Below are 24,759 nucleotides of genomic sequence, written 5' to 3'. Positions count from 1 at the left end.
TATGAAACGACTGTTGGCCCTGATCGTCCTCATCTTCGGCCTGGCGCTGGCCGGAACGCTCCCCGACGACCCGCGCTTCGACGTGCCCGTGACCGTGCGCACCGGTCCGGGGGGCATGGCCCTCGAGGCCGTGCTCGACGGCGCGGCCCGTAGCGTCAACCTTACCCCCATGCTGCGGGAGATCCCGCCGATCACGTTGCGCCTCGACTGGATCGACAAACCCTTCCGTCAGCTTTGGCAGCTGCTGATCGATACCTACAGCGACGGCAAGCTGGACTACGTGCTCCTCGACAACGACGTCGTCCTCGTTGCGCCGCCCGAGGTGATCGCGCGGGTGGTCGGCGAAACCGAGCCCGCGCCGCCGCCTCCGCCGGAAAACGGTGAGGCCGTCCAGCCGATCGTGCGCAAGTTCTACCCCATCCGCAGCGGCGACCCCATGAAAATCGCGGAGTTCCTGATGAAAGAGGTGCAGGGCATCGTCGCTACCGTCGTACCCGGGCAGCAGGTACTGGCCGTGCGCGGTACCGACGAGCAGCAGCAGGAGGTGCAGCGCATTCTCGGCCAGATCACCACTCCGGTCGAGGAAGGGCCGCCCATCTTCCAGCGCACCTTCCGCCTCTCCCACGCCAAGGCCGAAGAAGCCGCCAAGGTGCTGGCCGAGGCCATGCAGGCCCGCCAGGCCCAGTCGCAGGTCAAGGTGGAAGCGGGCGCCGGCGAGCAGCAGGTTCAGGCCACGATTCCCGAAAAGAGCACGATCAGCATCGTGGCCGACACCCGCACCAACACCCTGATCGTGACGGGCACGGCCAAGCAGCTGGAGCTCGTCGAGGAGCTGATCAAGAAGCTCGACTTCCCGGTGCAGCAGGTGAACGTCCAGGTGCGCATCCAGGAAGTCACCCAGACCCTGGTGCGCAACCTGGGCCTCAAATGGAACACGATCTCGGGCGGCAACATCGTCTCCAGCATCGTGGACAACGGCCTGTCGCTGATCTTCGACGCCACCCGCAGCCTGGCCTCGCTCAACATCGTGGCCACGCTCGAGGCGCTCGAGAAGCAGGGCCTCTCGCGCACCGTCAACGACTCCAACATTACCGTCCTGAACAACCAGACCGGCTTCATCCAGTCGGGTTTCACGATCTTCATCAAGCGCGTCGTGGGCGATAAGGTCGAAAAGATCCCGTACGACATCGGCGTGATCGTCAAGGTCACCCCGCAGATCACCGCCGACGGCCAGATCGTCCTCCGGGTGGAGTCGGAAGTGTCCGACATCAAGGAGCGCAACCCGGTGGACGGCGACGTGGACGTCGTCTCGAAGCAAAAGTCCGAGACGACGCTGCGCCTCGACAACGGCCAGACCGTGGTGCTGGGCGGCCTCATCAAGACGAAGCGCGACAAGACCACCCAGGGCGTGCCGGTGCTGATGCACATCCCGGTGCTGGGCAGCCTCTTCAAGCAGACGACGGTCAACAACGAGGACAACGAGCTGTTGATCGTCATCACCGCCAACATCATCAACGACGCGACCGCGGCCGCCACCGAATCGAAGAAGTAACCCAGGCACCGCCTCCAAACCGCCCCGCCTTGTGAGCGGGGCGGTTTCCTTTTAAGCTGGGTAACGTGAATCTCAGATTTCTCTCCGCCGGCGAATCTCACGGACCGCAATTGACGGCCGTGGTGGACGGCCTTCCCGCGGGGATGCCGCTCAGCGTGGAGGACGTGGACCCCTGGCTCGCCAAGCGCCAGCAGGGGTACGGCCGCGGCCGGCGCATGGCCATCGAGCGCGACCGGGTGGTCTTCGCCTCCGGGGTGCGTGCCGGGCGCACCACGGGCGCCCCGCTGACACTCGTGATCGAGAACCGCGATTGGAAAAACTGGCGGGAGATCATGGACCCCGCACCGGGCGGCGAGCCGCGGGGGCGCGCGCTCACCGCGCCGCGGCCGGGGCACGCCGACCTGTCCGGCGGCATCAAATACGGGCACCGGGACCTGCGCGACGTGCTCGAGCGCGCCTCGGCACGCGAAACCGCCATGCGCGTGGCCGTGGGCGCGGTCGCCCACAAGCTGCTGGAGCTGCTGGGGGTGGAGAGCCTGGCCCACGTGCCCATGCTGGGTGGCGTGTCTTCGCGGGTGCCCTTCGCCTGGGACCTTCGCGGGCGCATCGAGGCGAGCCGGCTGCGCATGACCGACCCCGAAGCCGAGGAGGAGGCGGTGCGCCGCATCGACGCGGCCAAGGCCGCGGGCGACACCCTGGGGGGCCTGCTCGAGGTGCGCTACCGCGGGCTGGTGCCGGGTCTGGGAAGCTACGTGCAGTACGACCGCAAACTCGACGGCCGCATCGCCCAGATGGCGATGTCCATCCCCGCGGTCAAGGGGGTGGAGATCGGCGAGGGGTTCGCGGCCGCGGCGCTGTCCGGCTCGGAGGTGCACGACGCGATCCACCGCTCGGAAGAACGCGGCTGGTACCGCACGACCAACCGCGCCGGGGGGCTCGAGGCCGGCATGACCACGGGCGAGGAGCTGGTGGTGCGGGCGGCGCTCAAGCCCATCGCCACCCTGATGAAGCCCCTGCCCACCGTGGACGTGGTGACGCACGAGGCCGCGGACGCCGCGCGCGAGCGCTCGGACGTGACCGCGGTGCCTGCGGCGAGCGTGATCCTCGAGGCGGTGGTGGCCATCGCGCTCGCCGACGCCTACCTGGAAAAGTTCGGCGGCGACACCTTCGAAGAGGTCCGCGAGCGCGTGGACGCCTACCGGGAACGGGTGCGGGAATACTGATGACCCGCATCGACCTGCCGCGCCCCACGACCTGGGTGACGCTCACCGGGTTCATGGGCGTGGGCAAAACCCGCATCGGGCGGGAGCTGGCGCAGGAGCTGATGCTGCACTTCGTCGACCTGGACCGCTACATCGAACGCCAGACGGGCCTCTCGGTGGCCGACATCTTCCGCTACATCGGCGAGGCGGCCTTTCGCGAGATGGAGGCCGAGGCGGTGCGCGAGCTGGTCCAGCGCGACCACTTGGTGCTCTCGCTGGGCGGGGGCACCTACACCAACCCCGAAAACCGCCGGCTGTTGCTCGAGCGCGGACCGGTGGTGGCGCTGTGGGCGAGCCCCGAGACCATCCACTCGCGGGTGCTGCGCAAACCCGGGCAGCGCCCCCTGCTCAGCGAAGGGGACGCGCTCGAAAAGATCCGCCGCCTGCTGGCCGAACGCGAAGCCGTCTACCGCGAGGCGCACCTCCACGCCTCGACCGAGGGCCGCCCCGCGCGCGAGGTCGTTCGTGAACTGATCGAAAAACTCTGGGAACTGGAGGCCTCCGGTCGTGAACCGTCTTGACGTCGCCCCCCCGCACGACCACCCGGTCTGGATCGGACGGGGTCTCGACGTTCCCACGCCGCGCGGTCCGGTGGCGCTGATCTTCGACCCCAACGTCGCCCCGCTGGCCCGGCGCCTGGAAGCCGCGGCGCGGCCGCGGCTCGTCCTCGAGCTCGCGGGTGGGGAGTCGAGCAAGCGGCTCGCCGTCTTCGAGCGGCTGCTGCGGGAACTGGCGCGGGCCGGCCTCCCCCGCGACGCCGAGGTGTGGGCGGTGGGGGGCGGCACCGTGACCGACCTGGCGGGCTTCGTGGCCGCCAGCTACCTGCGCGGCTTGGCCTGGCGGGCCTGGCCCACGACCACGCTGGCGGTGGTCGACGCCGCGGTGGGCGGCAAGACGGGGGTGAACCTGCCCGAAGGCAAGAACCTGGTGGGCGCCTTCCACCCGCCGCGCGGCGTCTACGCCGAACTGGAGGCGCTGGCCGGCCTGCCCGAGGCGAGGTTCCGCGAGGGGCTGGTCGAGGCCTTCAAGCACGGTCTGATCGCGGGCGACCCGGCGCTGCTCGCCCCCTGGGAGCTGAGCCCCGACCACCCCGAGCTGGAGCCCTACCTGACCCGCGCCGTGGCCGTGAAGATCGCCGTGGTGGAACGCGACTTCAGGGAAAGCGGCGAGCGGATGAAGCTGAACCTGGGCCACACCCTCGCCCACGCGCTGGAGGCGGCGAGCGGCCACGGCCTGGCCCACGGCCACGCGGTAGCCTGGGGCCTGCTCTTCGCGGCGCTCTTGGGTCGCGAACTGGGCGGCGACGACCTCACGGAGCCGGTCTTGCGGCTGCTGGCCTGGACGCGCGCGCCCGCGCCCCCCGCGGGCGGCTGGGACGACTTCGCGGACTATATCGCGCGCGACAAGAAGAGCCGTCAAGACGGCCTCCGCTGGGTGGTGCCCTACGCCGCCGGCGACGTGCACGTCCAAGCGGTGGCCGAACCGGCGCTGCGGGCGGCCTTCGCCGCCTGGCAGGGATACGCGACGGGGTATCCTGGGTAGGAGGCGCGCATGATCCTGGTGCTCAACGGACCCAACCTGAACCTGCTCGGCCGCCGCGAGCCCGAGCTCTACGGGCGCATGACCCTCGAGGAGCTGGAAGACCAGATCGAGGCCTGGGCCGCGGAGCTGAACGTGGCCGTGACCCTGCGGCAGTCGAACTACGAAGGGCAGCTGATCGAGTGGATCCAGCAGGCCGAGGGCGAAGGGTTTGCGGGCATCGTGCTCAACCCCGCCGCGCTCACCCACTACAGCTACGCCCTCCTCGACGCCATCGCCGCCCAGCCGCTGCCGGTGGTGGAGGTCCACCTCACCAACGTCCACGCCCGCGAACCCTTCCGCAGGCAGAGCGTCACCGCCGCCGCGGCCGTGGGCCAGATCGCGGGTCTGGGGCCGCTCGGCTACAAGTACGCGCTGGCCTTTCTGACCGAAAAAGCGCGTTGACAGCGGGCCGGAGCCCGCCTATACTGCGTGGGGCAGGGCCCCGTGGTGTAGTCGGTTAACACACCCGCCTGTCACGTGGGAGATCGCGGGTTCGAGTCCCGTCGGGGCCGCCAAACCGCCGCCGCCTAGCGCGGCGGTTCTTCTTGCGCGTTCATGGCTTCCAGCACCACCTCGGCGATGTGGCGCACCCGCACCTCGGGGCCGTAGCGGCGCGCGCCCAGGTCGAGCTGCAGGAGGCAGCCCGGGTTCTCGACGGTGAGCACCTCGGCCCCGGTGTCGGCCACGCCGGCCATCTTGCGCTCGAGGATGCGCATGCTGGCGTCGGTGTGGGTGAGGTTGTACACCCCGGCGGAACCGCAGCAGTCGGTGCTGCCCTCGAGCGGGCGGTAGTCGGTGGCGAAACGGAGCACCCGCTCGGGTTCGTCCTTCACCCCCTGGGCGTGGCAGGCGTGGCAGGCGTGCTGGTGGGTGGTGGCGAAGGGGAAGCGGGTGGAGCCGGGCAGCCCCTCGGCGTTCACGAACTCGCTGAACATCCGGGTCTTGGCGGCCACGCGCTCGGCCAGGGGGCCGTAGACGGGGTCCGCGGCGAAGTGCTTGGCGTAACCCTTGAGCTCGGCGCCGCAGGCGGCGCAGTCGGTGAGGATGTAGTCCACCTCGAGGCGGCCGTAGTGGTCGAGGTTCTGCTTGGCCAGGCGCTCGAAACCGTACCAGTCGCCTTCCTCGATGTGGGGCGCGCCGCAGCAGGTGGTCTCGCGGGGAATGACCACCTCCCAGCCGCTGCGGCGGATGACCTCGACGGTGGCCTTGGAGGCCTCGGAGAAGACCAGGTTCATCACGCAACCCAGGAAGAAGGCCACCTTCCCCTTGGGCTTGCCGTCCGGATGCACGCGCCGGGGATGGAAGAGGCGCATGGCGGGGTGGACGGGGCGGCCGGGCAGCAGCGACTCGGCGAACTGCAGCTTGCCCAGCCCCAGGCGCTCGAGCAGCCTGGTCCGCCGCACCAACGCCTGCAGACCCAACCGCTGGTAGGCCACGAGCAGCACGTTCGCCAGGTCGATGAGAAAGGGGTAGTGGAAGAGGGCCAGCGCCGCCCGCACCAGGCGGCTGGGCGGCCGGCCCTGCTGCAGGGTCACCCGCGCGTCCAGCGCCGCCTCGCCCGGCTTGACGTCGTTGGGGCAGACGGTCTGGCAGGCGCGGCAGTCGAGGCAGTCGTAGGCGGCCTCGAGCACCGCCAGCGGGTCGTCCACCTGGTCCTGGGCGTGGGCCGCGTAGAGCATGACCCGGCCGCGGGGGCTCTGGATCTCCAGCTGGGTGTCGCGGTAGGTGGGGCAGACCGAGAGGCAGAGCCCGCAACGCACGCAGGCCTCGGCGTCCTGCACCAGGCGCTCGAGGTCCAGGGTGTTCACGCGCCGCCCCCGTCGAGTGCGCGCAGCCCCCCTTCGAGGACGTAGACGGGGCCGTAGCCGTCGGCCTCGAGGTAGAGCGCCGCCACCCGGCTCATCTGCCCTACCTCGCACAGCAGCACCAGGGGCCGGTCTTTGGGTAAGTCGTGGTCGCCCTCCTGGATGCGCGCCCAGGGAACGTTGACCGCGCCCGGCGTGGGCCGGGCCTTGAAGAGGGGCTCGGCCCGCACGTCCACCGGCAGCGCGCCCTCGCGGAGAAGCTCGTGGTACCGCTCCACGCCGATCGTTTCCACGTTTTTCAGTCTACGCTAGAATCGAGGGGATGCTCGAACGCCTGGAGGTCAAGAACCTCGCCACCCTGCCCGAGGCCGTGCTCGAGCCCGGCCCCGGCCTGACGGTGCTGACCGGCGAGACCGGGACCGGGAAGTCGATCCTCGTAGGGGCGCTGGGGCTGCTGCTGGGAGCCAAGGCCGACCCCGGCCTGATCCGCCCCGGCGCCGAGGCCCTGCTCGTCACCGCCTGGGTGGACGGGCGGCCCTACAGCCGCCGCGTCACCCCTGCGCGCAGCGTGCCCCGCGTCGACGGCGAGGTGGTCACGCTGGCCGAGCTGCAGCAGGCGCTCGAGCCCCGGCTGACCCTCCACACCCAGCACGCCGCGCTGGCCCTCACGCGCAAGAGCCGCCACCGGGCGACCCTCGACCGCCTGGTGGACGCCGAGGTGCGGGAGGCTTACGAAGCCGCCTACCGGCGCTGGAGCGCGCTCGAGGAAGAGCTGGCGCGGCTCGAGGCCCGGGTGGCCGAGCGCGAACGCCGCCTCGACGTGCTGCGCTTCCAGCTGAACGAGATCGAACAGGCCGCCCCGCAAGCGGGCGAGCTCGAGGCCCTCGAGGCCGAGGCCCGGCGCCTGGGCCACACCGACGAGCTGATGCGGCACCTGGGCGCGCTGCTCGACCTGCTCGCCGAGTCGGAGGAAAACGCCCTCGACCGCCTGCGCACCGCCGGCCGGGAGCTGGGGCAGGCGGCGCGGCTGACGCCGGAGCTGGAGCCGCTGGCCGCCGATCTGGAGGCGGCCGAGGCGGCGCTGGCGGCCGTGGTGCGCGAAGCCGAGGCCTACGCGGCCAACCTGGAGGCCGACCCCGAGCGGCTCGAGGCGGTGCAGCGGCGCATCGCCGAGCTGCAGCGGCTCGAGCGCAAGTACGGCGGCGACCTGGCGGCGGTGCTCGCCTTCGCGGACGAGCTGCGCCGCGAGATCGCCGAGCTCGAGGGTGCCGAAGACCGTCTGGAGGCGCTGCGTGCCCAGCGGCAGGCGGCGGGCGAGCGGCTGGAGGCGGCCGCGGCGGCGCTCTCCGAAGCCCGCGAGCGGGCCGCCGCAGAGCTGGGCCCGCGGGTGGAGGCGGAGCTCAGGGCCCTGGGGATGCCGCGCGCCCGCTTCAGCGCCCGGGTGGACCGCCTGCCCCGACCCCAGCCCCACGGCGCCGACGAGGTGCGCTTCCTCTTCGCCGCGAGCCCCGACCTGGAAGCGGCCCCGGTGGAAAAGGCGGCGAGCGGCGGCGAGCTGAGCCGCATCATGCTGGCCCTGGCGCTGCACACCGGCACCGACGCCCCCACGGTGATCTTTGACGAGGTGGACGTGGGCATCGGCGGCGAGGTGGCCGTGGCCGTGGCCGAGCGGCTGGCGCGGCTGGCCGGTGAGCGGCAGGTGATCGTGGTCACCCACCTGGCGCAGATCGCCGCGGCCGCCGGCGTGCACTACCGGGTCGTGCGCGAGGGCACCTCCGCCCGCCTCGAGCGCCTCGAGGGCGAGGCGCGGGTGCGCGAGCTGGCGCGCATGCTCTCGGGCTCGTACAGCGAAACGGCGCTCGAGCACGCCCGCGAACTCCTGGAACCGTGAACGCGCTGGTCGGCTTCGCCTGGCTCCTGGTCTTCTACGCCCTGGGCGAGGGGCTGGCGCGGGTGCTGCCCGGGGTGCCGCTTTCGGGCAGCCTTTGGGGGATGGTGCTGCTCTACGCCGCGCTGAGCGCGGGGGTCCTGGACGAACGCCGGGTCGAGGCGGCCGCACGGCCGCTGCTGCGCGGTCTCGGTCTCTACTTCGTGCCCGTGGGCGTGGGGGTGCTCGCCTTCGAAAACCTGCTGCGGGCGCAGGCGCCGGCGGTGGCGGCGGCGTTGTTGCTGGGCACCCTGATCACGCTGCTCGCGGCGCAGGGGGGTACCCGGTGGCGCTGATCGCGACCGTGCTCGTCTACCTCGCCGCCGAGCGTGTCTACCGCGCCCGCCCGCACCCGCTGCTGAACCCGGTGGGGCTTGCGGTGCTGGCGCTGATCGTGGGGCTCAAGCTTAGCGGGTACGGGCTCGAACGCTACCAAAACGAAACCCTGCCGCTCGTCTGGCTGCTCAAACCCGCCGTGGTCGCGCTGGGCTGGACGGCCTGGCGCGAGCGCGGCCGCCTCGCGGGCCGGCTGCGCCCCTTTCTGGGCGGCCTCTTCGCGGGCAGCCTGGCCAGCCTGACGCTCACCCCGCTGCTGGCACGGGCGCTGGGGGCGGGCCCCGAACTGCAAAAGGCGCTGGCGCTCAAGTCGGTCACCTCGGCGGTCACCGTCGACCTGGCGCCGCGCCTGGGGGTGAACGCCGAGCTGGCCGTACCGCTGATCATCCTCGCGGGCATCCTGGGCGCGGCCCTCGGCCCCTGGCTGCTGGACCGCGCCGGGGCGGCCGACCCGCTCGCCCGCGGTACCGCGCTGGGCACCGCGAGCCACGGCATCGGCACCGCCCGCGCCGCCGAAGAAGGGCCGCTGGCGCTGGCCGCCTCCGGGCTCGCCATGGCCGCGGCGGGGTTGGTGACGGCGCTGCTCGCGCCGCCGGTGTTTTTCTTGCTGGGCTTGAGTTGACGGCATGGTCCGCTTTGGGATCCACCGATCGCCTTCGATCAAAGACGCCTCTGCCCCGTACGACTTCGGGCGAATTCCTCCGCTGGACGACGGCGCGACGCCGGCTCGCGGCCGCTACCCGCAGCGCCCCGCTCCTCTTTCGAAACCCCCACCTGCTACGAACCATCTACGACGTACCACCCACCGTCGTTATCCGTCATTCCGGACGAGCGGGCCACCCGGCCCGCGAGATCCCGGATCAAGTACGGGTCAGGCCAGGAATCTTAATGCGCGAGTCTGAGCACGCATGGACGAGGGATCGGCTGCAGGGAAAACGGGAGTTGACGACGGCGCGTCGGTTCGTTCGGTCTACGCAGCCGCAACAAGCTCCCCGATCCCGGCGCCCCGCGCCCCGTCGGGGATGACGAAGTAGAGAGGGGGGTGGGGCAAGGACAGCCCGCCCTCGGCTCCCGGTCGCAGGGGTCGGTTGGCCGGGTGCGGCGGAAGAACGAAGCGGTAACCGCAAGATCCCCGATCTCGCCGGCCGCGTCGGGTCGTCGGGGAGGGCAAGCAACGGGCAGCGGAGCGAGGTGCCTCCAAGAATCCCGCTCGGGCCGCTTCGCACCTCGTCGGGAACAGCGACGGGGCGCGTGCGGAAAAGCGCGAGGCGCCCGGCCCGGCCCCGCCTGACGGGTTGGCCGCGGCAGGAACCGCTTCCCTGCCCGGGCCGAGGCGGCCGCCCGCGCCCGCTTCACCTGCGCGCCCGCAGGTGGTAAAATCGTTCGGATGGACCGAATCGTCATCAAGGGTGCGCGCGAGCACAACCTGAAAAACATTTCCCTGGAGCTGCCCCGCGGAAAATTCATCGTCATCACCGGCGTTTCGGGTTCCGGAAAAAGCACGCTGGCCTTCGACACCATCTACGCCGAAGGTCAGCGTCGCTACGTCGAAAGCCTCTCGTCCTACGCCCGCCAGTTCCTGGGCGTGATGGACAAGCCCGACGTGGAGCACATCGAGGGCCTCAGCCCGGCGATCTCCATCGATCAGAAAACGACCTCGCACAACCCGCGCTCCACCGTGGGCACGGTGACCGAGATCCACGACTACCTGCGCCTCCTCTTCGCCCGCGCCGGCGAGGCCCACTGCCCGGTCTGCGGCCGCAAGATCGAGCGCAGCTCGGCGAGCGAGATCACCGACCGCCTGCTCGAAGAGCCCGAGGGCACCAAGGCCATCCTGATGGCGCCGCTGGTGCGGGGGCGCAAGGGCGAGTACAGGAAGCTCTTCCAGCAGCTGCTCAAGGAGGGCTACGCCCGCGTCCGCCTCGACGGCGAGATCGTGCGCCTGGAAGAGGCGCAGGCGCGCGAGCTGAACCGTTACGAGACCCACGACATCGACCTGGTCGTCGACCGGGTCACCCTCACCGAAGAAGAGCGCGGCCGCATCGCCGAGTCGGTGGAGCTGGCGCTCTTGCGCGGCGACGGTCTGCTGCGCGTCGTCTTCCTGCGCGAGGGCGGCGAGGAGGAGCAGCTGTTCTCCGAGAAGTTCGCCTGCCCCGAGCACGGCGCGGTGCTCGAGGAGCTGGAACCGCGCATCTTCTCGTTCAACTCGCCCTACGGCGCCTGCGAGGTCTGCAGCGGCCTCGGCTACAGCCTCGAGTTCGACCCCGAGCTGGTCGTCAACCCCGCGCTCTCGCTCGCCGAAGGGGCGATCCAGCCCTGGGCCAAGGGGCGGGGCAGCCAGGTCAGCCACATGTGGGACCGGGCGCGGGCGCTGGCGGAGCACCTGGGCTTCGACATGAAGACGCCCTTCAAGGACCTCGCCCCCGAGCACCAGCAGGCCGTCCTCTACGGCCTCGACGAACCCTTTGAGGTCGTCTTTCGTCGCGGCGGGCGCGAGACGATGCGCCTCGAGGTGACCTATGAGGGCGTGATCCCCTGGCTCAAGCGCCGCTACAAGGAGGTGGAGTCGGAGGGGATGCGCGACTGGCTGGAGGGCTACATGAGCCTGAACGCCTGCGCCGCCTGCGGCGGAACCCGCTACAAACCCGAGGTGCTGGCCGTGAAGGTGGCGGGGCTTTCCATCGCCGAGGTCTCGGCCATGGCCGTGCGCGACGCCCTCGCCTTCTTCCGCGAACTGCCGGAGAAGCTGAGCGAGTACCAACTGCAGATCGCGCGGCCGATCCTACGCGAGGTCTCCGCGCGGCTCGGCTTCCTGGCCGACGTGGGGCTCGAGTACCTCTCCCTCGACCGCGCGGCCAACACCCTCTCGGGCGGCGAGGCCCAGCGGATCCGCCTGGCCACCCAGGTGGGCAGCGGCCTCACCGGCGTTCTCTACGTCCTCGACGAACCCTCGATCGGGCTGCACCCGCGCGACAACCAGCGCCTGATCGGCACCCTCAAGAAGCTGCGCGACCTGGGCAACACCCTGATCGTGGTGGAGCACGACGAGGAAACCATGCACGCCGCCGACTGGATGGTGGACATGGGACCCGGCGCCGGCATCCACGGCGGCCAGGTCGTGGCCGAGGGCACCCCCGAGCAGATCGCGGCCCACAAGGGGAGCCTCACCGGCGCCTACCTGAGGGGCGAAAAGCACATCCCTGTGCCCAGCGAGCGCCGTAAGGGCGCCGGCAAGGTGCTGATCGTCCGCGGCGCCCGCGAACACAACCTCAAGAACCTGGACGTGGAGATCCCCCTGGGGCGCTTCGTGGTCATCGCCGGTCCTTCGGGCTCGGGTAAAAGCACTCTGATGCACGACATCCTCTACGCCGCGCTCTCGCGCCAGATCATGCGCTCCAAGGCGATCCCCGGTCGGCACGACCGCATCGAGGGCGTCGAGCACCTGGACAAGGTGATCGAGATCGACCAGAGCCCCATCGGCCGCACCCCGCGCTCCAACCCCGCCACCTACACCGGGGTCTTCGACGAGATCCGCGACATGTTCGCCAAGAGCCCCGAGGCGCGCAAGCGCGGCTACGCGCCCGGACGCTTCAGCTTCAACGTCAAGGGGGGGCGCTGCGAGGCCTGCCGCGGCGACGGCACGGTCAAGATCGAGATGCTCTTCCTGCCCGACATCTACGTTCCCTGTGAGGTCTGCAAGGGCCGGCGCTACAACAAGGAGACGCTCGAGGTGAAGCTGCGCGGCAAGACGATCGCCGACGTGCTCGACATGACCGTGGAGGAGGCGCTGGAGTTCTTCCAGCACCACCCCGGCATCAAGCGCAAGCTGCAGCTGATGATGGACGTCGGCCTCGGCTACATGAAGCTGGGCCAGCCCTCCCCCACCCTCTCGGGCGGCGAGGCCCAGCGCATCAAGCTGGCCACCGAGCTGGGGCGCAAGGCCACCGGCAAGACGCTCTACATCCTCGACGAGCCCACCACCGGGCTACACTTCGACGACGTCAAGAAGCTGCTCGAGGTGCTGCACCGGCTGGTGGACAAGGGCAACAGCGTGCTGGTGATCGAGCATAACCTCGACGTCATCAAGACGGCCGACTGGATCCTGGACCTCGGTCCCGAGGGCGGCCAGCGCGGCGGCTACCTGGTGGCCGCGGGCACCCCCGAGGAGGTGGCCCGCCACCCGGACAGCCCCACCGGCGCCTTCCTGCGCCGCATCCCCGAGATCGCCGAGAGGATCGGGGTGGCGGCGGACTGACCGCCGGCCGCGATCGGTATAGACTCTTTTTCGTGAAACGCGCCGAGTTGCTCGCCCGCGCCCGCCGCATCGTCGTCAAGGTGGGCAGCGCCGTCATCGCCGGCGAACGGGGGCTCGACCCCGATCGCCTCGCCGATCTGGGGCGCGGCCTGGCGACCCTCGCCCACGGTCGCGGGGTGCTGCTGGTCTCGAGCGGCGCCATCGCCGCGGCCGCCCCCCGCCTCGCCCAGAAGCCGGAGACGCTGGCCGAGCTGCAGGCGGCGGCGGCGGTGGGCCAGCCCGAACTAATGCGCGCCTGGCAGGAGGCCCTGGCCGCCCACGGCCTCGGCACCGCCCAGGTCCTCCTGACCGCGGAGGACCTGACCGACCGCCGCCGCTACCTCAACGCCCGCGCCACCCTGGAACGGCTGCTGGGCTGGGGCGTGGTGCCGGTGATCAACGAGAACGACACCGTGATGACCGAGGAGATCCAGTTCGGCGACAACGACCAGCTGGCGGCCCGGGTGGCCGGGCTGCTGGGGGCGGATGCGCTGCTCGTGCTTTCGGAGGCCGAGGCGCTCTTCGAACGCGACCCGCGCCTCGACCCCGAGGCCCGTCCGGTGCGCGAGCTCAACGCCGTCACCCCCGAGGTGCTGGCCATGGCCTCGGACCGCCCCGGCAGCGCCGGGCGCGGCGGCATGAAAAGCAAGCTGCTGGCGGCGAAGATGGCGCTCGACGCCGGCGTCCCCTTGTGGCTGCTGCCGGGACGCCGCCGCGGCGTGCTGGAAGAGGCGCTGGCGGGGGCGGAGATCGGCACCCTGTTCCGCGCCCGCGAGCGGCGCTTCGGTGGCGAACGCCTCTGGCTGGCGCAGCTCTCGCGCCACGAAGGCACCCTCGTCGTCGATGCGGGGGCGGCGAAGGCGCTGCGCGAACGGGGGCGCTCGCTGCTGACCGTCGGCGTGCGCGAGGTGCACGGCCGCTTCGCCGCGGGAAGCCCGGTGCGCGTCCTCGACCCCGAGGGGCGGCTGGTGGGCGTGGGCCTGTGCAACTTCGACCATCAGGACCTGCGACGTGCGGCCGGCCGGCCCTCGCGGGAGCTGGCCGCGCTGCTGGGGCGCGATGCCCCGGAGGAAGCGATTCACCGCGACCACTTCGTGCTCCTGGAAGACCGCTGAGCGTCGGCGCGCGGTATCGTGGGTACATGAGCGACGTACGCGAAACCGTGCTCGAGCTCGCCCGAGCGGCCCGCGCGGCCGCCCGCAACATGCAGGCCGTCAGCGGCGCGGCCAAGGAGCGGGCGCTGTTGCGCCTGGCCGAGCTTTTGGACGAACGACGGGACGAGATCCTGGAGGCCAACGCCGCCGACCTCGCCGCGGCCGAGAAAGCGGGCCTCACCGGCCCCAAGCTGGGGCGGCTGGGCCTCGACGAGCGCACCCTGGCCGACCTCAGGAAGGGCCTGGCCCAGGTGGCCGCTATGCCCGACCCCGTCGGCGAGATCAGCGAGATGCGCACGCTGCCGAACGGCCTGCAGGTGGGCCGGATGCGCATCCCCCTGGGGGTCATCGGCTTCATCTACGAATCGCGCCCCGGCGCCACCGTGGAGGCGGCCGGGTTGAGCCTCAAGGCCGGCAACGCCATCGTTCTGCGGGGCGGCAAGGAGGCGCTGCGCTCCAACACCCTGCTCGTGCGCCTCTTTCAGGAAGCGCTGCGGGAGAACGGGCTGCCGCCCGAGGCCGTGCAGCTCGTAGGGGTCACGGACCGCGCGGCGGTGCTGGAGATGCTGCAGCTCGATGAGCTGATCGACCTGATCATTCCCCGGGGGGGCGAGGGCCTGATCCGGCTGGTCGCGGAACACGCGCGCATGCCGGTGCTCTACCACGCCAAGGGGGTGAACCACCTCTACGTGGACGAGGACGCCAACCTGGACATGGCCCTGCGCATCGCCCACAACGGCAAGGTGCAGCGCCCTGGCGTCTGCAACGCGCTGGAGGCGCTGCTGGTGCACCGGGCCGTGGCCGCCGACTTCCTGCCGCGGCTGGAGGCACGCATGGTCGAATCCGGGGTGGAGCTGCGCGCCCACGAAAACGCCCTTCCCTACCTGAAAAACGCCAAACCCGCGAGCGCGGACGACTGGGGGCGCGAGTTTCTGGACCTGATCCTCGCGGTCAAGGTGGTGGAGGATCTGGACGAAGCGCTCGAGCACATCGCCCGCTACGGGTCCCACCATACCGAGGTGATCGTCACCGAGCACTACGCCCGCGCCCGCCGCTTCCTGCGCGAAGTCGACGCCAGTCTGGTGCTTACGAACGCCAGCCCCCGCTTCAACGACGGATTCCAGCTGGGACTGGGGGCGGAGATCGGCATCTCGACCACCAAGCTGCACGCTTACGGGCCCATGGGGCTGCGCGAACTGACCACGACCAAGTTCGTGGCGTTCGGCGACGGGCAGGTGCGCGGCTAAGGTGCGCACCGCGGGACTGCGCCGCTTCGCCGCGCGCCTGGTGCGCGTCTACGGGCAGGCGCACGTCCCCTTCTTCGCGGCCTCGCTGGCCTACTACGCGCTGTTCAGCCTGCTGCCGCTGCTGCTGCTCATCGTCGGCGTCTTCGGCCTGATGCTGGAAAGCCGGCCCGACCTGGAGCAGGCCTTCATGCTGCAGATCGAGCACCTGGCCCAGAACCTCTTCCCCACCTCCGCCTCGGTGGGCGAGACCGTCACCCAGGCCCTGCGCAAGGGCGCGGCCAGCGCCACCCTGACCTCGGTGCTCGTCCTCGGCTGGACCGCGAGCAACTTCTTCGCCGCCCTCTCCTACGCGCTCTCGCTGATCTTCGGGGGGCGCGGTCCCGGCTGGCGCGGTCGGCTGCTGGGGCTGGTGGCGCCGCTCTTGCTGGGGCTCGCGCTGCTGCTCTTCAGCCTCGCCAGCCTGGCGGTGACGATGGTGCTCCCCTACCTTCCCGACGGCCCCTGGCGCGGCTTCGTCATGGGTTCGCTGCCGTGGCTGGCCACGCTGCTGGCCTTCTTCGTGATCTACCGCTTCCTTCCCTACCCGCCGCCGGACTCGCTCCACGCCCTGGGCGCCGCCTTCCTGGCCTCGAGCGCTTGGACCGGGCTCTCGCGGCTGCTGCCGGGGCTGATCTCCCGCACCCGTTACGAGTCGATCTACGGCCCGCTGGCCGGCTTCCTGCTGGCCCTCTTCGGCTTCTACCTGGCGATGTGGATCCTGCTCGGCGGCGCCGCGGTGCTACGCGCGTTTTTCCCAGATGATGCGGAGACCCTTTAGGGTGAGGTCGTCGTCCACCACGTCCAGGGTCTCGCAGACGCGTTCGACGGTGCGGGCGAACCCGCCGGTGGCGATCACCCGGGCCTCCCCCGCCTCGGCGAGGAACCGCCGCACCATGCCGTCGACGAGGGAGGCGTAGCCGAGGATCAACCCCGACCGCAGGGCGTCGGCAGTCGAGCGCCCCACGGCCCGCGCGGGCGGATGCGCGAGGTCGACCCTGGGCAGCTTGGCGGTGCGCAGCGACAGCGCCTCGGCGGCGGTGCGGGGACCGGGGGCGATGGCCCCGCCGCGGTAGACGTTCGGCGCCTCGACCAGGTCGAAGGTGGTGGCCGTCCCGAAGTCGACGACGACGTAGCGGCCCCGGGGGTCTTCGTAGTCCAGCGCGGCCACGGCATTGACCAGGCGGTCCGCGCCCACCTCGGCGGGGTTTGCGAGGTCGACGGTCAGGCCGGCGCTGCCGGCGTCGACGAGCAGCGGACGGAGCGCGAAGAGCCGCGCCAGGGCGAGTTCGATCTCGTGCTCGACCGGGGGCACCACGCTGGAAACGATGGCGGCGTCGGGGGCGTCCAGGTCGGAGAGGTCGAAGAGCTGGCGCAGCAGCGCGACGTACTCGCTTTCCATACGCATCGGATCGGTGGCTATCCTCCAGCGCTCGAGCAGCCGCTTCCCGTCCCACAAGCCCAGAATGGTCGCGGTGTTGCCGACGTCGATGGCCAGGAGCATGTACGCAGGATACCGCTTAATCGAAGAGGAACCCCAGGTAGAAGCTGGGCGCGAGGATCAGGAAGGGGCTCACGTCCATGGAGCCGGAGACTTCGGGAGGTTCGTAGAGGACGTGGTAGAGCATGCCGGGCGAGAAGTTCACCTGCGCCCCCGCGTAGATCCGCACGGTGAAGAACCGCTGGATGGCGAGCGCGAGGTGGTTGCACCGCAGCGCCAGCCCGGGCCGCTGCCACGGCACCAGCACCCCCGCGCCCCAGAACGCCACCGTCCGCCCGCCGCGGGGGGAGCGGCTCAAAGCAGCGCCGGTTGCCCAGGTGGGCCATCGCCGGGTTGAAGCCCAGGGGCACGTCGTCGAGCAGGCGCCCGCGCGCATCCAAGCGCGGGGGCTCGACGCCCAGGTCGGCCACGAGCACCGCGGCCACCGAAAACGGGGCCCCAAAGCGTCGGCGCCACCCCCATCATCGAGCCACATGCAGCCCCCCGCTCACGCCCGGGCGCGGTCCGCGGCCGCCATAGGAAGACACGCGCCGCTCGCCAAACCGGCCCTGCGCGCGCCTCGGTGGGCCCGCGCCCATTTTCGCGGGCGCGGCTGTGCTAGCGTTGGGAGAACCGATGCCCGAACGCGACCCGATCGACCGACTCAAGCGCGGGGTGTACTTCGGCCTCGCCCTGGCCGGAACGTTTTCGCTCGTCATCGGCTACGTCGTCCTCACCCACCCCACCCGCGAGAACGAGCTGCTGCTCGTCTACGCCGCGCTGCTCGTCGTCGTGGCCTTCGCGGTCGCCGTGGGCGCGCCCACCCGCTGGGTCGAGCGCTTCGCGCTTGCGATCACGGCTTTGTTCTTCCTGGTCATGACCTGGCTCAACCTGCACGGCATCGGCCACGGCGCAGGCGTCTGGCCGCCGCTCTTGTGGGGCGGCCTCGTCTACCTGCTGGCCTACGTGCTCTTCCCGCCCAAGCAGGCCTACGCCTTCGCCTGGCGCTACTACGTCGTGCTCCTGCTCGGCGGCCTGGTCGCGCTGCAACTGGGGCGCGCCCACGGCCCGCTGCGCGGGGAGCAGATCAACGACACCCTGCAGATCCTGCTCTCCAACCTCGGCTACCTCTGGGTCTCGCGGGTGCTCGTCGCCTTCGGCCTCCGCGCCGAGGCCGACCGCGCCCAGGCGCGCCAGATGCAGAAGCTCGTCGACACCGACGCGCTCACCGGCTGCCTCTCGCGGCGCCGCTTCCTCGAAGAAGCCGAGGCGCTGCTGCAGAGCGGGCGGACGGGGTCGCTGATCCTCTTCGACCTCGACAACTTCAAGCAGATCAACGACACCTACGGTCACCCCACGGGGGACCGGGTGCTGATGCGCAGCGTGCAGCGCACCCTCCACAACCTGCGCGAGGAAGACCGTCTGGGGCGGCTGGGCGGCGAGGAGTTCGCGGTGCTCCTGCCCGGCGTCGGGCTCGAAGAAGCCCTGCAGCTCGCCGAGCGCCTGCGCCGCGCCCTGGAGGCCCCCAGCGACGACGGTCCGCCGGCCACGGCCAGCTTCGGGGTCGTGGAGACCGGGTGGCTGAACAGCACCAGCGAGCTCCTCGCCCGCGCCGACCGGGCGCTCTACCGCGCGAAGCACGCGGGCAAGAACCGCGTGGCCGCGGCGCAGGGTTGAACGCGGCGGTATCCTGAGGCATGGACCCTAGCGACCTGCTGCACGAACCCCCGCTCACGTCTTTCGGTGAGGTCGTCCCGCCGGTGTTCCAGAACTCACTCTTCGCCTTCGCGACGACGGCCGCGTTCGAAGCGGCCATGAAGGGCGGCGACCGGCCCGTCTACACCCGCATCGGCAACCCCACGGTGCGCGTCTTCGAGGAGAAGGTGGCCGCGCTGGAGGGCACCGAGGACGCCCTCGCCTTCGCCAGCGGCAACGCGGCGATGGCTGCGGTGCTCTTCACCTTCCTGAAGGCCGGCGACCGGGTGGTGGTCGCCACCCCCGTCTACGCCGGCACCTACGGGATGCTCACCAAGCTGCTGCCCAAGTTCGGGGTCGAGGTGGACTTCGTTCCCGGAAGCGACACCGGAGCCCTCGTGGCCGCGCTGCCCGGGGCGCGGATGCTGCTGCTGGAGTCGCCCACCTCGTACACCTTCGAGCTGCAGGACCTGAGCCCGCTCACCACCGCGGCGCGCGCCGCGGGCGTGCTCACGGTCGCCGACAACACCTACGGCGCCGGGGTCTACCTGCGCCCGGCGCGTTTCGGGGTGGATCTGGTGGTGCACTCCGCCTCCAAGTACTTCTCGGGGCACTCGGACGTGGTGGCGGGGGCGGTGGCGGGTCCCGGAAAGCTGCTGAACGAGGTGCGCTCGCTGGGAACCGTCTTCCTGGGCGGCAAGCTGGCCCCCTGGGAGGCCTGGCTGCTCGTGCGCGGCCTGCGGACGCTGGAGCTGCGGCTCGAGCGCCACCGGGCGACGGCGCTGGAGCTGGCCCGCTACCTGGAGGCCCACCCCAAGGTGCGGCGGGTCCTGCACCCCGGCCTCGAGGGCCATCCGCAGCGCGAGCTGGCGCGGCGCTACCTCGAGGGGACGGGCGGGCTCTTCGCGGTGGAGCTGGCGGGCGAGACGGAGGCGCGCGCTTTCGCCGACGCGCTCGAGCGCTTCGCCATCGGCGTGAGCTGGGGCGGGCACGAGTCGTTGGTGCTGCCGCTGGCGGCCCAGCCACGGGTGCGGGCGGCCTACGGCTTCCCGCCGGGGCTGGTGCGGCTCTTCGCCGGGCTGGAGCCGGCGGAGGCCCTGAAACGCGACCTCGAGCAGGCGCTCGAGCGGGTCGGGTAACCTGAAGAGGAGGTCCGCATGAAACGAACCGGTCTGCTCTTCCTGGCCCTGCTGACGCTGCTGGTTTCCTGCGCGCCGCGGGTCTGGTACAAGCCGGGCGCCACCAGCAGCGAGCGCGACCGCGACCTGGAGGTCTGCCGCTACCAGGCCCAGGCGCGCTTCGCCGAGACCGTTCCGCCGCTCGCCGCCTTCCGCGTCTACGTCGACGTGCCCTTCGGCACCCCCTACGAGCTGGAGCGACGCGTGGAGGAGGCGGCCGACGACGCGGTGCATGACGCCTACGAGGACTACCGGGACACCTTTATACGCGGCTACGTCACCGACTGCATGGAGGCCAAGGGGTACGTGCTGGTCGAGGAGCGCTAGCCGGGCCTTGTGCTCGGAGGGCACGGCCGCTATAATCCTGAGTGTATCGGTCGGGATTGTAGCGGCCGCAGCATGGAGGAAGCATGACGAAGACACTCGAAATCCGTGACCTCTGGGTCAACGTCGAAGACACCCCCATCCTCAAAGGGGTCAACCTCACCCTCCCCCGCGGCGAGGTGCATGCCCTCATGGGGCCGAACGGAGCCGGTAAGAGCACCCTGGGGAAGGTCATCGCCGGCGATCCCGGCTACCAAGTGGTCAAGGGGCAAATCCTGCTCGACGGCGAGGACGTCGCCGAGCTCGAACCCGACGAGCGCGCCCGCAAGGGGCTCTTCCTCGCCTTCCAGTACCCCGTCGAGGTGCCGGGGGTGACGATCGCCAACTTCCTGCGGCTGGCGCTGCAGGCCCGCCACGGCAAGGAGGTGCCGCTCACCGAGTTCTACGGCAAGCTGCAGCGCGCCATCGAGGTGCTCGAGTGGGACGAGGCCTACGTGACCCGCTACCTCAACGAGGGCTTCTCGGGCGGCGAGAAGAAGCGCAACGAGATCCTGCAGCTGATGGTGCTCGAGCCCAGCTACGCCATCCTCGACGAGACCGACTCGGGCCTCGACATCGACGCCCTCAAGGTGGTGGCCAAGGGGGTGAACGCCATGCGCGGCCCCGAGTTCGGCGCGCTGGTGATCACCCACTACCAGCGCCTGCTCAACTACATCGTCCCCGACGTGGTGCACGTGATGATGGACGGCCGCATCGTCAAGACCGGCGACCGCGAGCTGGCGCTCGAGCTGGAGGAGCGCGGCTACGACTGGCTGAAGGAAGAAGTGGGCGCCTAGGAGGCCGCATGAGCGAAGCCGATCTGAAGCACATCGCCGAGGACTACAAATGGGGGTTCGCCGACGACGTCGAGCCCGAGCTGAAGCTCAAGGGGCTCTCCGAGGACGTCGTGCGGGCGATCTCCCGGGCCAAGGGCGAGCCCGAGTGGCTGCTCGAGTTCCGCCTGAAGGCGCTGGAGACCTACTTCGCCAAGCCCTGGCCCACCTGGGGCCCCGACCTGAGCGAGCTGCGCCGGCAGATGGACGACTTCTACTACTACGTCAAGCCGCCGGTAGAGGGCGAGCGCCGCAGCTGGGACGAGGTCCCCGACGAGATCCGCCGCACCTACGAGAAGCTGGGCATTCCCGAGGCCGAGCAGAAGGTCCTCGCCGGCGTGGGCGCCCAGTACGACTCCGAGATGGTCTACCACTCCATCAAGGAGGAGCTCGAGAAGAAGGGCGTGATCTTCAAGTCGATCGAGGACGGCGTCAAGGAACACGAAGAGCTGTTCCGCCGCTACTTCGCCAAGGTCGTGCCCCCCAGCGACAACAAGTTCGCCGCCCTCAACTCGGCGCTCTTCTCCGGCGGCTCCTTCGTCTACGTGCCCCCGGGGGTGGACGTGGAGGTGCCGCTGCAGGCCTACTTCCGCGTCAACACCGAGGGCTTCGGCCAGTTCGAGCGCACCCTGATCATCATCGACAAGGGCGCCAAGGCCCACTACATCGAGGGCTGCACCGCGCCCATCTACACCACCGAGGCGCTGCACACCGGCGTGATCGAGATCGTGGTCCTGGAAGGGGCCGAGAGCCGCTACACCACGATCCAGAACTGGCCGGTGAACATGTACAACCTGGTCACCCAGCGGGCGTTGGTGCACGAGAACGCCTACCACATGTGGCTCGACGGCAACCTGGGCTCCAAGGTGACGATGAAGTACCCTTCCTCGGTCCTGAAGGGCCGCGGCGCCCGCAGCGAGATTCTCTCCATCGCCTTCGCCGGTGACGGCCAGCACCTCGACACCGGCGGCAAGCTGATCTTCGCCGCGCCCGACACCTCGGGGTCGATCGTCTCCAAGTCGATCTCCAAGGGCGAAGGGCGCAGCAGCTACCGCGGCCTCATCAAGGTGCCCCAGAAGGCCGAGCGCGCCAAGGTGAACGTCGAGTGCGACGCGCTGCTCATCAACGAGGCCTCGAAGACCGACACCTACCCCTACATGGAGATCGCCAGCGAGACCGCCAGCGTGGGGCACGAGGCCACGGTGAGCCGGCTGGCCGACGACCAGATCTTCTACCTGACCACCCGCGGCATCCCCGAAGACGAGGCGGCGGCGCTGATCGTGCGCGGCTTCATCGAGCCGGTCGCCAAGGAGCTGCCGCTCGAGTTCGCCGTCGAGCTCAACCGTCTGATCGAGCTCGAGATGGAAGGGTCGGTGGGCTAGATGAACGAGACCGTGACCACCCTTTCGCTGGAAAACCTGCACCGCCGCGCCGAGCGCCGGGGCGAGCCGGACTGGCTGCGCGGCGCGCGCGAACGCGCCTGGCGGATCTTCGAACGGCTGGACTGGCCCACCCGCAAGAACGAGGCCTGGCGCTACACCGACCTGGACCCCGCCTGGTTCGACCTCGAACTCGAGGAGGTGCGCCCCGCCGAGCTGCGGGAGCGTGACGCGCTGCCGCGCGCGGTGCGCGAGCGGCTGGCCGAAAGCGACGCCGAGGCCGCGCTGGTCTTCGAGGACGGCCGCCTCGTCTACGCCCACCTGCCCGCCGAGCTGAGCGCCAAGGGCGTGGTCCTCAGCGACCTGGCCGGCGCGCTGGAGCGCCACGGCGAGCACGTGGAAGGCGCGCTCTACCAGGCGGTCACCGAGACCAGCCTGCAGGGACCCGAGGACAAGCTGGCGGCGCTGAACGCGGCGCTGTGGGGCTACGGCGCCTTCGTCTACGTGCCCGCCGGGGTGACGCTCGAGGCCCCGATCGGCGTCTTCCACTACGCCTCCCACCCCGGAAAGCTGAGCCTCAGCCGTACGCTGATCGTGCTCGACGACAACGCCGAGGCGACCTTCATCGAGGAATACCTCTCGGAGGCGCACGCGCGCACCCACGTGGCCACCGGCGAGCTGCTCCTCAGACCCGGCGCGCGCCTGCGCCACGCGGGGGTGCAGACCTGGGGCGCGGGGGTGCGCCACTTCCACCGCCAGCGGGCGCTGCTCGAGAAGGACGCGGTGCTGCTCGACCTGGCCGTCAACCTCGGGGGCACGCTGGCCCGCACCGAGGTGGCCAGCGAGCTGGTGGGGCCCGGCGCCGACTCCGAGATGCTGGGGGTCTACTTCGCCGGCGCCGGCCAGCACCTCGACCACTACACCACCCAGCACCACGTGAGCGCCCAGGCGCGTTCCGACGTCTACTACAAGGGCGCGGCGACGGCGAACGGGCGGGTCGTTTACCAGGGGCTGATCCAGCTCGAGCCCACGGCGCAGAAGACCGACGCCTACCAGACCAACCGCAACCTGCTGCTCAGCCGCGAGGCCCGGGCCGAGAGCGTGCCGCAGCTGGAGATCGCCGCCAACGACGTGCGCTGCAGCCACGGCTCCTCCACCGCGCCGGTGGACGAGGAACAGCTCTTTTACCTGGCCACCCGCGGCCTCCCCCGCGTCCAGGCGCAGCAGCTGCTCGTCGCCGCCTTCCTGGAAGAGGTGCTGGGGCGGGTGCCGCTCGAGAAGCTGCGCCACCACATCGCCGGCATCATCGAAGGGCGGCTCCGCGACGCCTGAAGCCCACGGCCCGCACCCTCCGGTGCGGGCTTAGACTGTCTAGCGAGGTGACGCGCATGTTCGACCCCCTGGAGGTCAAGCGGGACTTCCCCATCTTCGGCCACAACCCCGGCCTGGTCTTTCTCGACTCCGCCGCCAGCAGCCAGAAACCACGCGCGGTCATCGACGCGATCGCGCACTACTACAAACACGACCACGCCAACGTCCACCGCGGCGCCTACGCGCTCTCCCAGCGCGCCACCGACGCCTACGAGCACGCCCGGGCGCAGCTGGCCGGATTCCTGGACGCCGACCTCGACGAAATCGTTTTCGTGCGCAACGCCACCGAAGCCCTCAATCTGGTGGCCTACGCCTGGGGGCTCGAGCGCCTGCGGGAGGGCGACGAGATCCTGGTCACCGAGATGGAGCACCACGCCAACCTGGTGCCCTGGCAGCTGGTGGCCGCGCGCACCGGGGCGCGCCTGAAGGCCGTGCCCCTGACGGACGAGGGGCGGCTCGACCTGGACGCCTTCGAAACCCTGCTTTCGGAGCGCACCCGCGTCTTCGCCGTGACCCAGATGTCGAACGTGCTGGGCACGATCAACCCGGTGGCCGAACTGGCCGCGGCGGCGCGTGAGCGCGGCGCGCTGGTGGTGGTGGACGGCGCCCAGGCCGCCCCCCACCTGCCCGTGCGGGTGCGGGAGCTGAACGCCGACTTCTACGCCCTCTCGGGCCACAAGATGCTGGGGCCCACGGGCGCGGGGGTGCTTTGGGGCGACAGCGAAGCGCTGAAGGCGCTCCCGCCCTTCCTGGGCGGGGGCAGCATGATCGAAGAGGTCACGATCGAGCGCTCCACCTACGCCCCGCCGCCGCAGCGCTTCGAAGCCGGCACCCCCGCGATCGCCGAGGCCGTGGGGCTGGGGGCGGCCGCCGGCTACCTGATGGATCTGGGCATGGAACAGGTCTGGGCCCACGACCGCGCGCTGCTCAAGTACGCGCTCGAGCGGCTGAAGGAGGTGCCCGACCTGCACCTCTATGGGCCCGAGGGCCCCGACCGGGGCGGGGTGATCGCCTTCAACCTGGGCTCGCTCCACCCCCACGACCTCGCCACCGCCCTCGACGACCGCGGCGTGGCCGTGCGCACCGGACACCACTGCGCCCAGCCGCTGCACCGGCGGCTGGGGGTGGCCGCCACCGCCCGCGCCAGCTTCTACGTCTACAACACCCGTGACGACGTGGACCGCCTGGTGGAGGCGCTCTTCGAAGCGCGGGCGTTCTTCAAGGACTGGCTGTAAGGAGGGCCCCCCGGCCGCATCGGCCGGGGGG

At 70.8% G+C, this 24,759-nt stretch carries 23 protein-coding genes and 1 tRNA gene; 20 read left to right on the top strand and 4 right to left on the bottom strand.

Annotated features, from left to right (window positions below; translation table 11 throughout):
- The first annotated feature begins 1 nt into the window (after nucleotide 1).
- The 6 genes from HNQ05_RS01210 (at nucleotide 2) to HNQ05_RS01185 (ending at nucleotide 4,910) form a co-directional block, all read left to right on the top strand.
- Nucleotides 2-1,552: a type II secretion system protein GspD gene (locus tag HNQ05_RS01210; protein ID WP_147145257.1), complete on the top strand. Its 1,551-nt coding sequence runs from the start codon at nucleotides 2-4 to the stop codon at nucleotides 1,550-1,552.
- 65 nt (nucleotides 1,553-1,617) lie between these two features.
- Nucleotides 1,618-2,775, top strand: a complete 1,158-nt coding sequence (gene aroC / locus HNQ05_RS01205) for a chorismate synthase (RefSeq protein WP_147145255.1) — start codon at nucleotides 1,618-1,620, stop codon at nucleotides 2,773-2,775.
- Nucleotides 2,775-3,335, top strand: a complete 561-nt coding sequence (locus tag HNQ05_RS01200) for a shikimate kinase (protein ID WP_147145253.1) — start codon at nucleotides 2,775-2,777, stop codon at nucleotides 3,333-3,335. The genes aroC and HNQ05_RS01200 overlap by 1 nt, the downstream gene beginning before the upstream one ends.
- Entirely contained in the window at nucleotides 3,322-4,356 is a 1,035-nt protein-coding gene (locus tag HNQ05_RS01195; RefSeq protein WP_147145251.1) for a 3-dehydroquinate synthase, read from the top strand. The genes HNQ05_RS01200 and HNQ05_RS01195 overlap by 14 nt, the downstream gene beginning before the upstream one ends.
- 9 nt (nucleotides 4,357-4,365) lie before the next feature.
- Entirely contained in the window at nucleotides 4,366-4,797 is a 432-nt protein-coding gene (aroQ, locus tag HNQ05_RS01190) for a type II 3-dehydroquinate dehydratase (RefSeq protein ID WP_147145249.1), read from the top strand.
- Between the two features lie 36 nt (nucleotides 4,798-4,833).
- Nucleotides 4,834-4,910: transfer RNA gene (locus HNQ05_RS01185), tRNA-Asp, on the top strand.
- Nucleotides 4,911-4,922: 12 nt separating this feature from the next.
- On the opposite strand, the gene HNQ05_RS01180 is transcribed toward HNQ05_RS01185, so the two are convergent.
- Both HNQ05_RS01180 and HNQ05_RS01175 read right to left on the bottom strand, forming a co-directional pair.
- Nucleotides 4,923-6,203: a (Fe-S)-binding protein gene (locus HNQ05_RS01180; RefSeq protein WP_147145247.1), complete on the bottom strand. Its 1,281-nt coding sequence runs from the start codon at nucleotides 6,201-6,203 to the stop codon at nucleotides 4,923-4,925.
- Complete coding sequence (locus HNQ05_RS01175; RefSeq protein WP_246104068.1) at nucleotides 6,200-6,493, bottom strand: rhodanese-like domain-containing protein; 294 nt, start codon at nucleotides 6,491-6,493, stop codon at nucleotides 6,200-6,202. The genes HNQ05_RS01180 and HNQ05_RS01175 overlap by 4 nt, the downstream gene beginning before the upstream one ends.
- Nucleotides 6,494-6,522: 29 nt before the next feature.
- Between HNQ05_RS01175 and HNQ05_RS01170 the strand changes: the two genes are divergently transcribed.
- The 7 genes from HNQ05_RS01170 to HNQ05_RS01140 all read left to right on the top strand — a co-directional run bounded on the left by HNQ05_RS01170 (nucleotide 6,523) and on the right by HNQ05_RS01140 (nucleotide 15,975).
- Nucleotides 6,523-8,091, top strand: coding sequence for a DNA repair protein RecN (locus HNQ05_RS01170; RefSeq protein WP_147145245.1), 1,569 nt, complete (start codon nucleotides 6,523-6,525; stop codon nucleotides 8,089-8,091).
- A complete protein-coding gene (locus tag HNQ05_RS01165) occupies nucleotides 8,088-8,423 on the top strand; it encodes a CidA/LrgA family protein (RefSeq protein WP_147145243.1) in 336 nt (111 codons plus the stop codon). The genes HNQ05_RS01170 and HNQ05_RS01165 overlap by 4 nt, the downstream gene beginning before the upstream one ends.
- Nucleotides 8,414-9,085 carry an LrgB family protein gene (locus HNQ05_RS01160; RefSeq protein ID WP_147145241.1) on the top strand — a complete coding sequence of 224 codons (672 nt, stop codon included), beginning with the start codon at nucleotides 8,414-8,416 and terminating at the stop codon, nucleotides 9,083-9,085. The genes HNQ05_RS01165 and HNQ05_RS01160 overlap by 10 nt, the downstream gene beginning before the upstream one ends.
- A 765-nt stretch (nucleotides 9,086-9,850) precedes the next feature.
- Complete coding sequence (uvrA, locus tag HNQ05_RS01155; RefSeq protein ID WP_147145239.1) at nucleotides 9,851-12,718, top strand: excinuclease ABC subunit UvrA; 2,868 nt, start codon at nucleotides 9,851-9,853, stop codon at nucleotides 12,716-12,718.
- 32 nt (nucleotides 12,719-12,750) lie between these two features.
- Nucleotides 12,751-13,872, top strand: a complete 1,122-nt coding sequence (proB, locus tag HNQ05_RS01150; protein ID WP_147145237.1) for a glutamate 5-kinase — start codon at nucleotides 12,751-12,753, stop codon at nucleotides 13,870-13,872.
- Nucleotides 13,873-13,898: 26 nt separating this feature from the next.
- Nucleotides 13,899-15,158, top strand: coding sequence for a glutamate-5-semialdehyde dehydrogenase (locus tag HNQ05_RS01145; protein ID WP_147145236.1), 1,260 nt, complete (start codon nucleotides 13,899-13,901; stop codon nucleotides 15,156-15,158).
- Between the two features lies 1 nt (nucleotide 15,159).
- Nucleotides 15,160-15,975 carry a YihY/virulence factor BrkB family protein gene (locus HNQ05_RS01140; RefSeq protein ID WP_246104067.1) on the top strand — a complete coding sequence of 272 codons (816 nt, stop codon included), beginning with the start codon at nucleotides 15,160-15,162 and terminating at the stop codon, nucleotides 15,973-15,975.
- Here HNQ05_RS01140 and HNQ05_RS01135 read toward each other — a convergent pair.
- Both HNQ05_RS01135 and HNQ05_RS01130 read right to left on the bottom strand, forming a co-directional pair.
- On the bottom strand, nucleotides 15,937-16,698 hold the full coding sequence (locus HNQ05_RS01135; protein WP_147145234.1) for a type III pantothenate kinase: 762 nt from the start codon (nucleotides 16,696-16,698) through the stop codon (nucleotides 15,937-15,939). The genes HNQ05_RS01140 and HNQ05_RS01135 overlap by 39 nt on opposite strands.
- A gap of 16 nt (nucleotides 16,699-16,714) precedes the next feature.
- Nucleotides 16,715-16,963, bottom strand: a complete 249-nt coding sequence (locus tag HNQ05_RS01130; RefSeq protein WP_183677513.1) for a hypothetical protein — start codon at nucleotides 16,961-16,963, stop codon at nucleotides 16,715-16,717.
- A 347-nt stretch (nucleotides 16,964-17,310) separates the two neighbouring features.
- Here HNQ05_RS01130 and HNQ05_RS01125 point away from each other — a divergent pair, with 347 nt between their 5' ends.
- The 7 genes from HNQ05_RS01125 (at nucleotide 17,311) to HNQ05_RS01095 (ending at nucleotide 24,728) form a co-directional block, all read left to right on the top strand.
- Nucleotides 17,311-18,351: a GGDEF domain-containing protein gene (locus HNQ05_RS01125; RefSeq protein WP_147145230.1), complete on the top strand. Its 1,041-nt coding sequence runs from the start codon at nucleotides 17,311-17,313 to the stop codon at nucleotides 18,349-18,351.
- Between the two features lie 20 nt (nucleotides 18,352-18,371).
- Complete coding sequence (locus HNQ05_RS01120) at nucleotides 18,372-19,508, top strand: trans-sulfuration enzyme family protein (RefSeq protein WP_147145228.1); 1,137 nt, start codon at nucleotides 18,372-18,374, stop codon at nucleotides 19,506-19,508.
- A gap of 18 nt (nucleotides 19,509-19,526) precedes the next feature.
- Nucleotides 19,527-19,874, top strand: coding sequence for a hypothetical protein (locus tag HNQ05_RS01115; protein WP_147145226.1), 348 nt, complete (start codon nucleotides 19,527-19,529; stop codon nucleotides 19,872-19,874).
- Between the two features lie 83 nt (nucleotides 19,875-19,957).
- The gene (sufC, locus tag HNQ05_RS01110; RefSeq protein WP_147145225.1) at nucleotides 19,958-20,707 is read left to right on the top strand and encodes a Fe-S cluster assembly ATPase SufC; all 750 of its coding nucleotides are present in this window, start codon (nucleotides 19,958-19,960) and stop codon (nucleotides 20,705-20,707) included.
- Between the two features lie 8 nt (nucleotides 20,708-20,715).
- Nucleotides 20,716-22,125, top strand: a complete 1,410-nt coding sequence (sufB, locus tag HNQ05_RS01105; RefSeq protein WP_147145223.1) for a Fe-S cluster assembly protein SufB — start codon at nucleotides 20,716-20,718, stop codon at nucleotides 22,123-22,125.
- A complete protein-coding gene (gene sufD / locus HNQ05_RS01100; RefSeq protein WP_147145220.1) occupies nucleotides 22,126-23,454 on the top strand; it encodes a Fe-S cluster assembly protein SufD in 1,329 nt (442 codons plus the stop codon).
- A gap of 56 nt (nucleotides 23,455-23,510) precedes the next feature.
- Nucleotides 23,511-24,728 carry a cysteine desulfurase gene (locus HNQ05_RS01095; RefSeq protein WP_147145424.1) on the top strand — a complete coding sequence of 406 codons (1,218 nt, stop codon included), beginning with the start codon at nucleotides 23,511-23,513 and terminating at the stop codon, nucleotides 24,726-24,728.
- The last annotated feature ends 31 nt before the right edge of the window (nucleotides 24,729-24,759 follow it).

The organism is Oceanithermus desulfurans (genome assembly GCF_014201675.1).
Taxonomy (GTDB): domain Bacteria; phylum Deinococcota; class Deinococci; order Deinococcales; family Marinithermaceae; genus Oceanithermus; species Oceanithermus desulfurans.
Note: the sequence above shows the minus strand (reverse complement) of the source record. Positions and strands in the feature narration are given on the sequence as shown.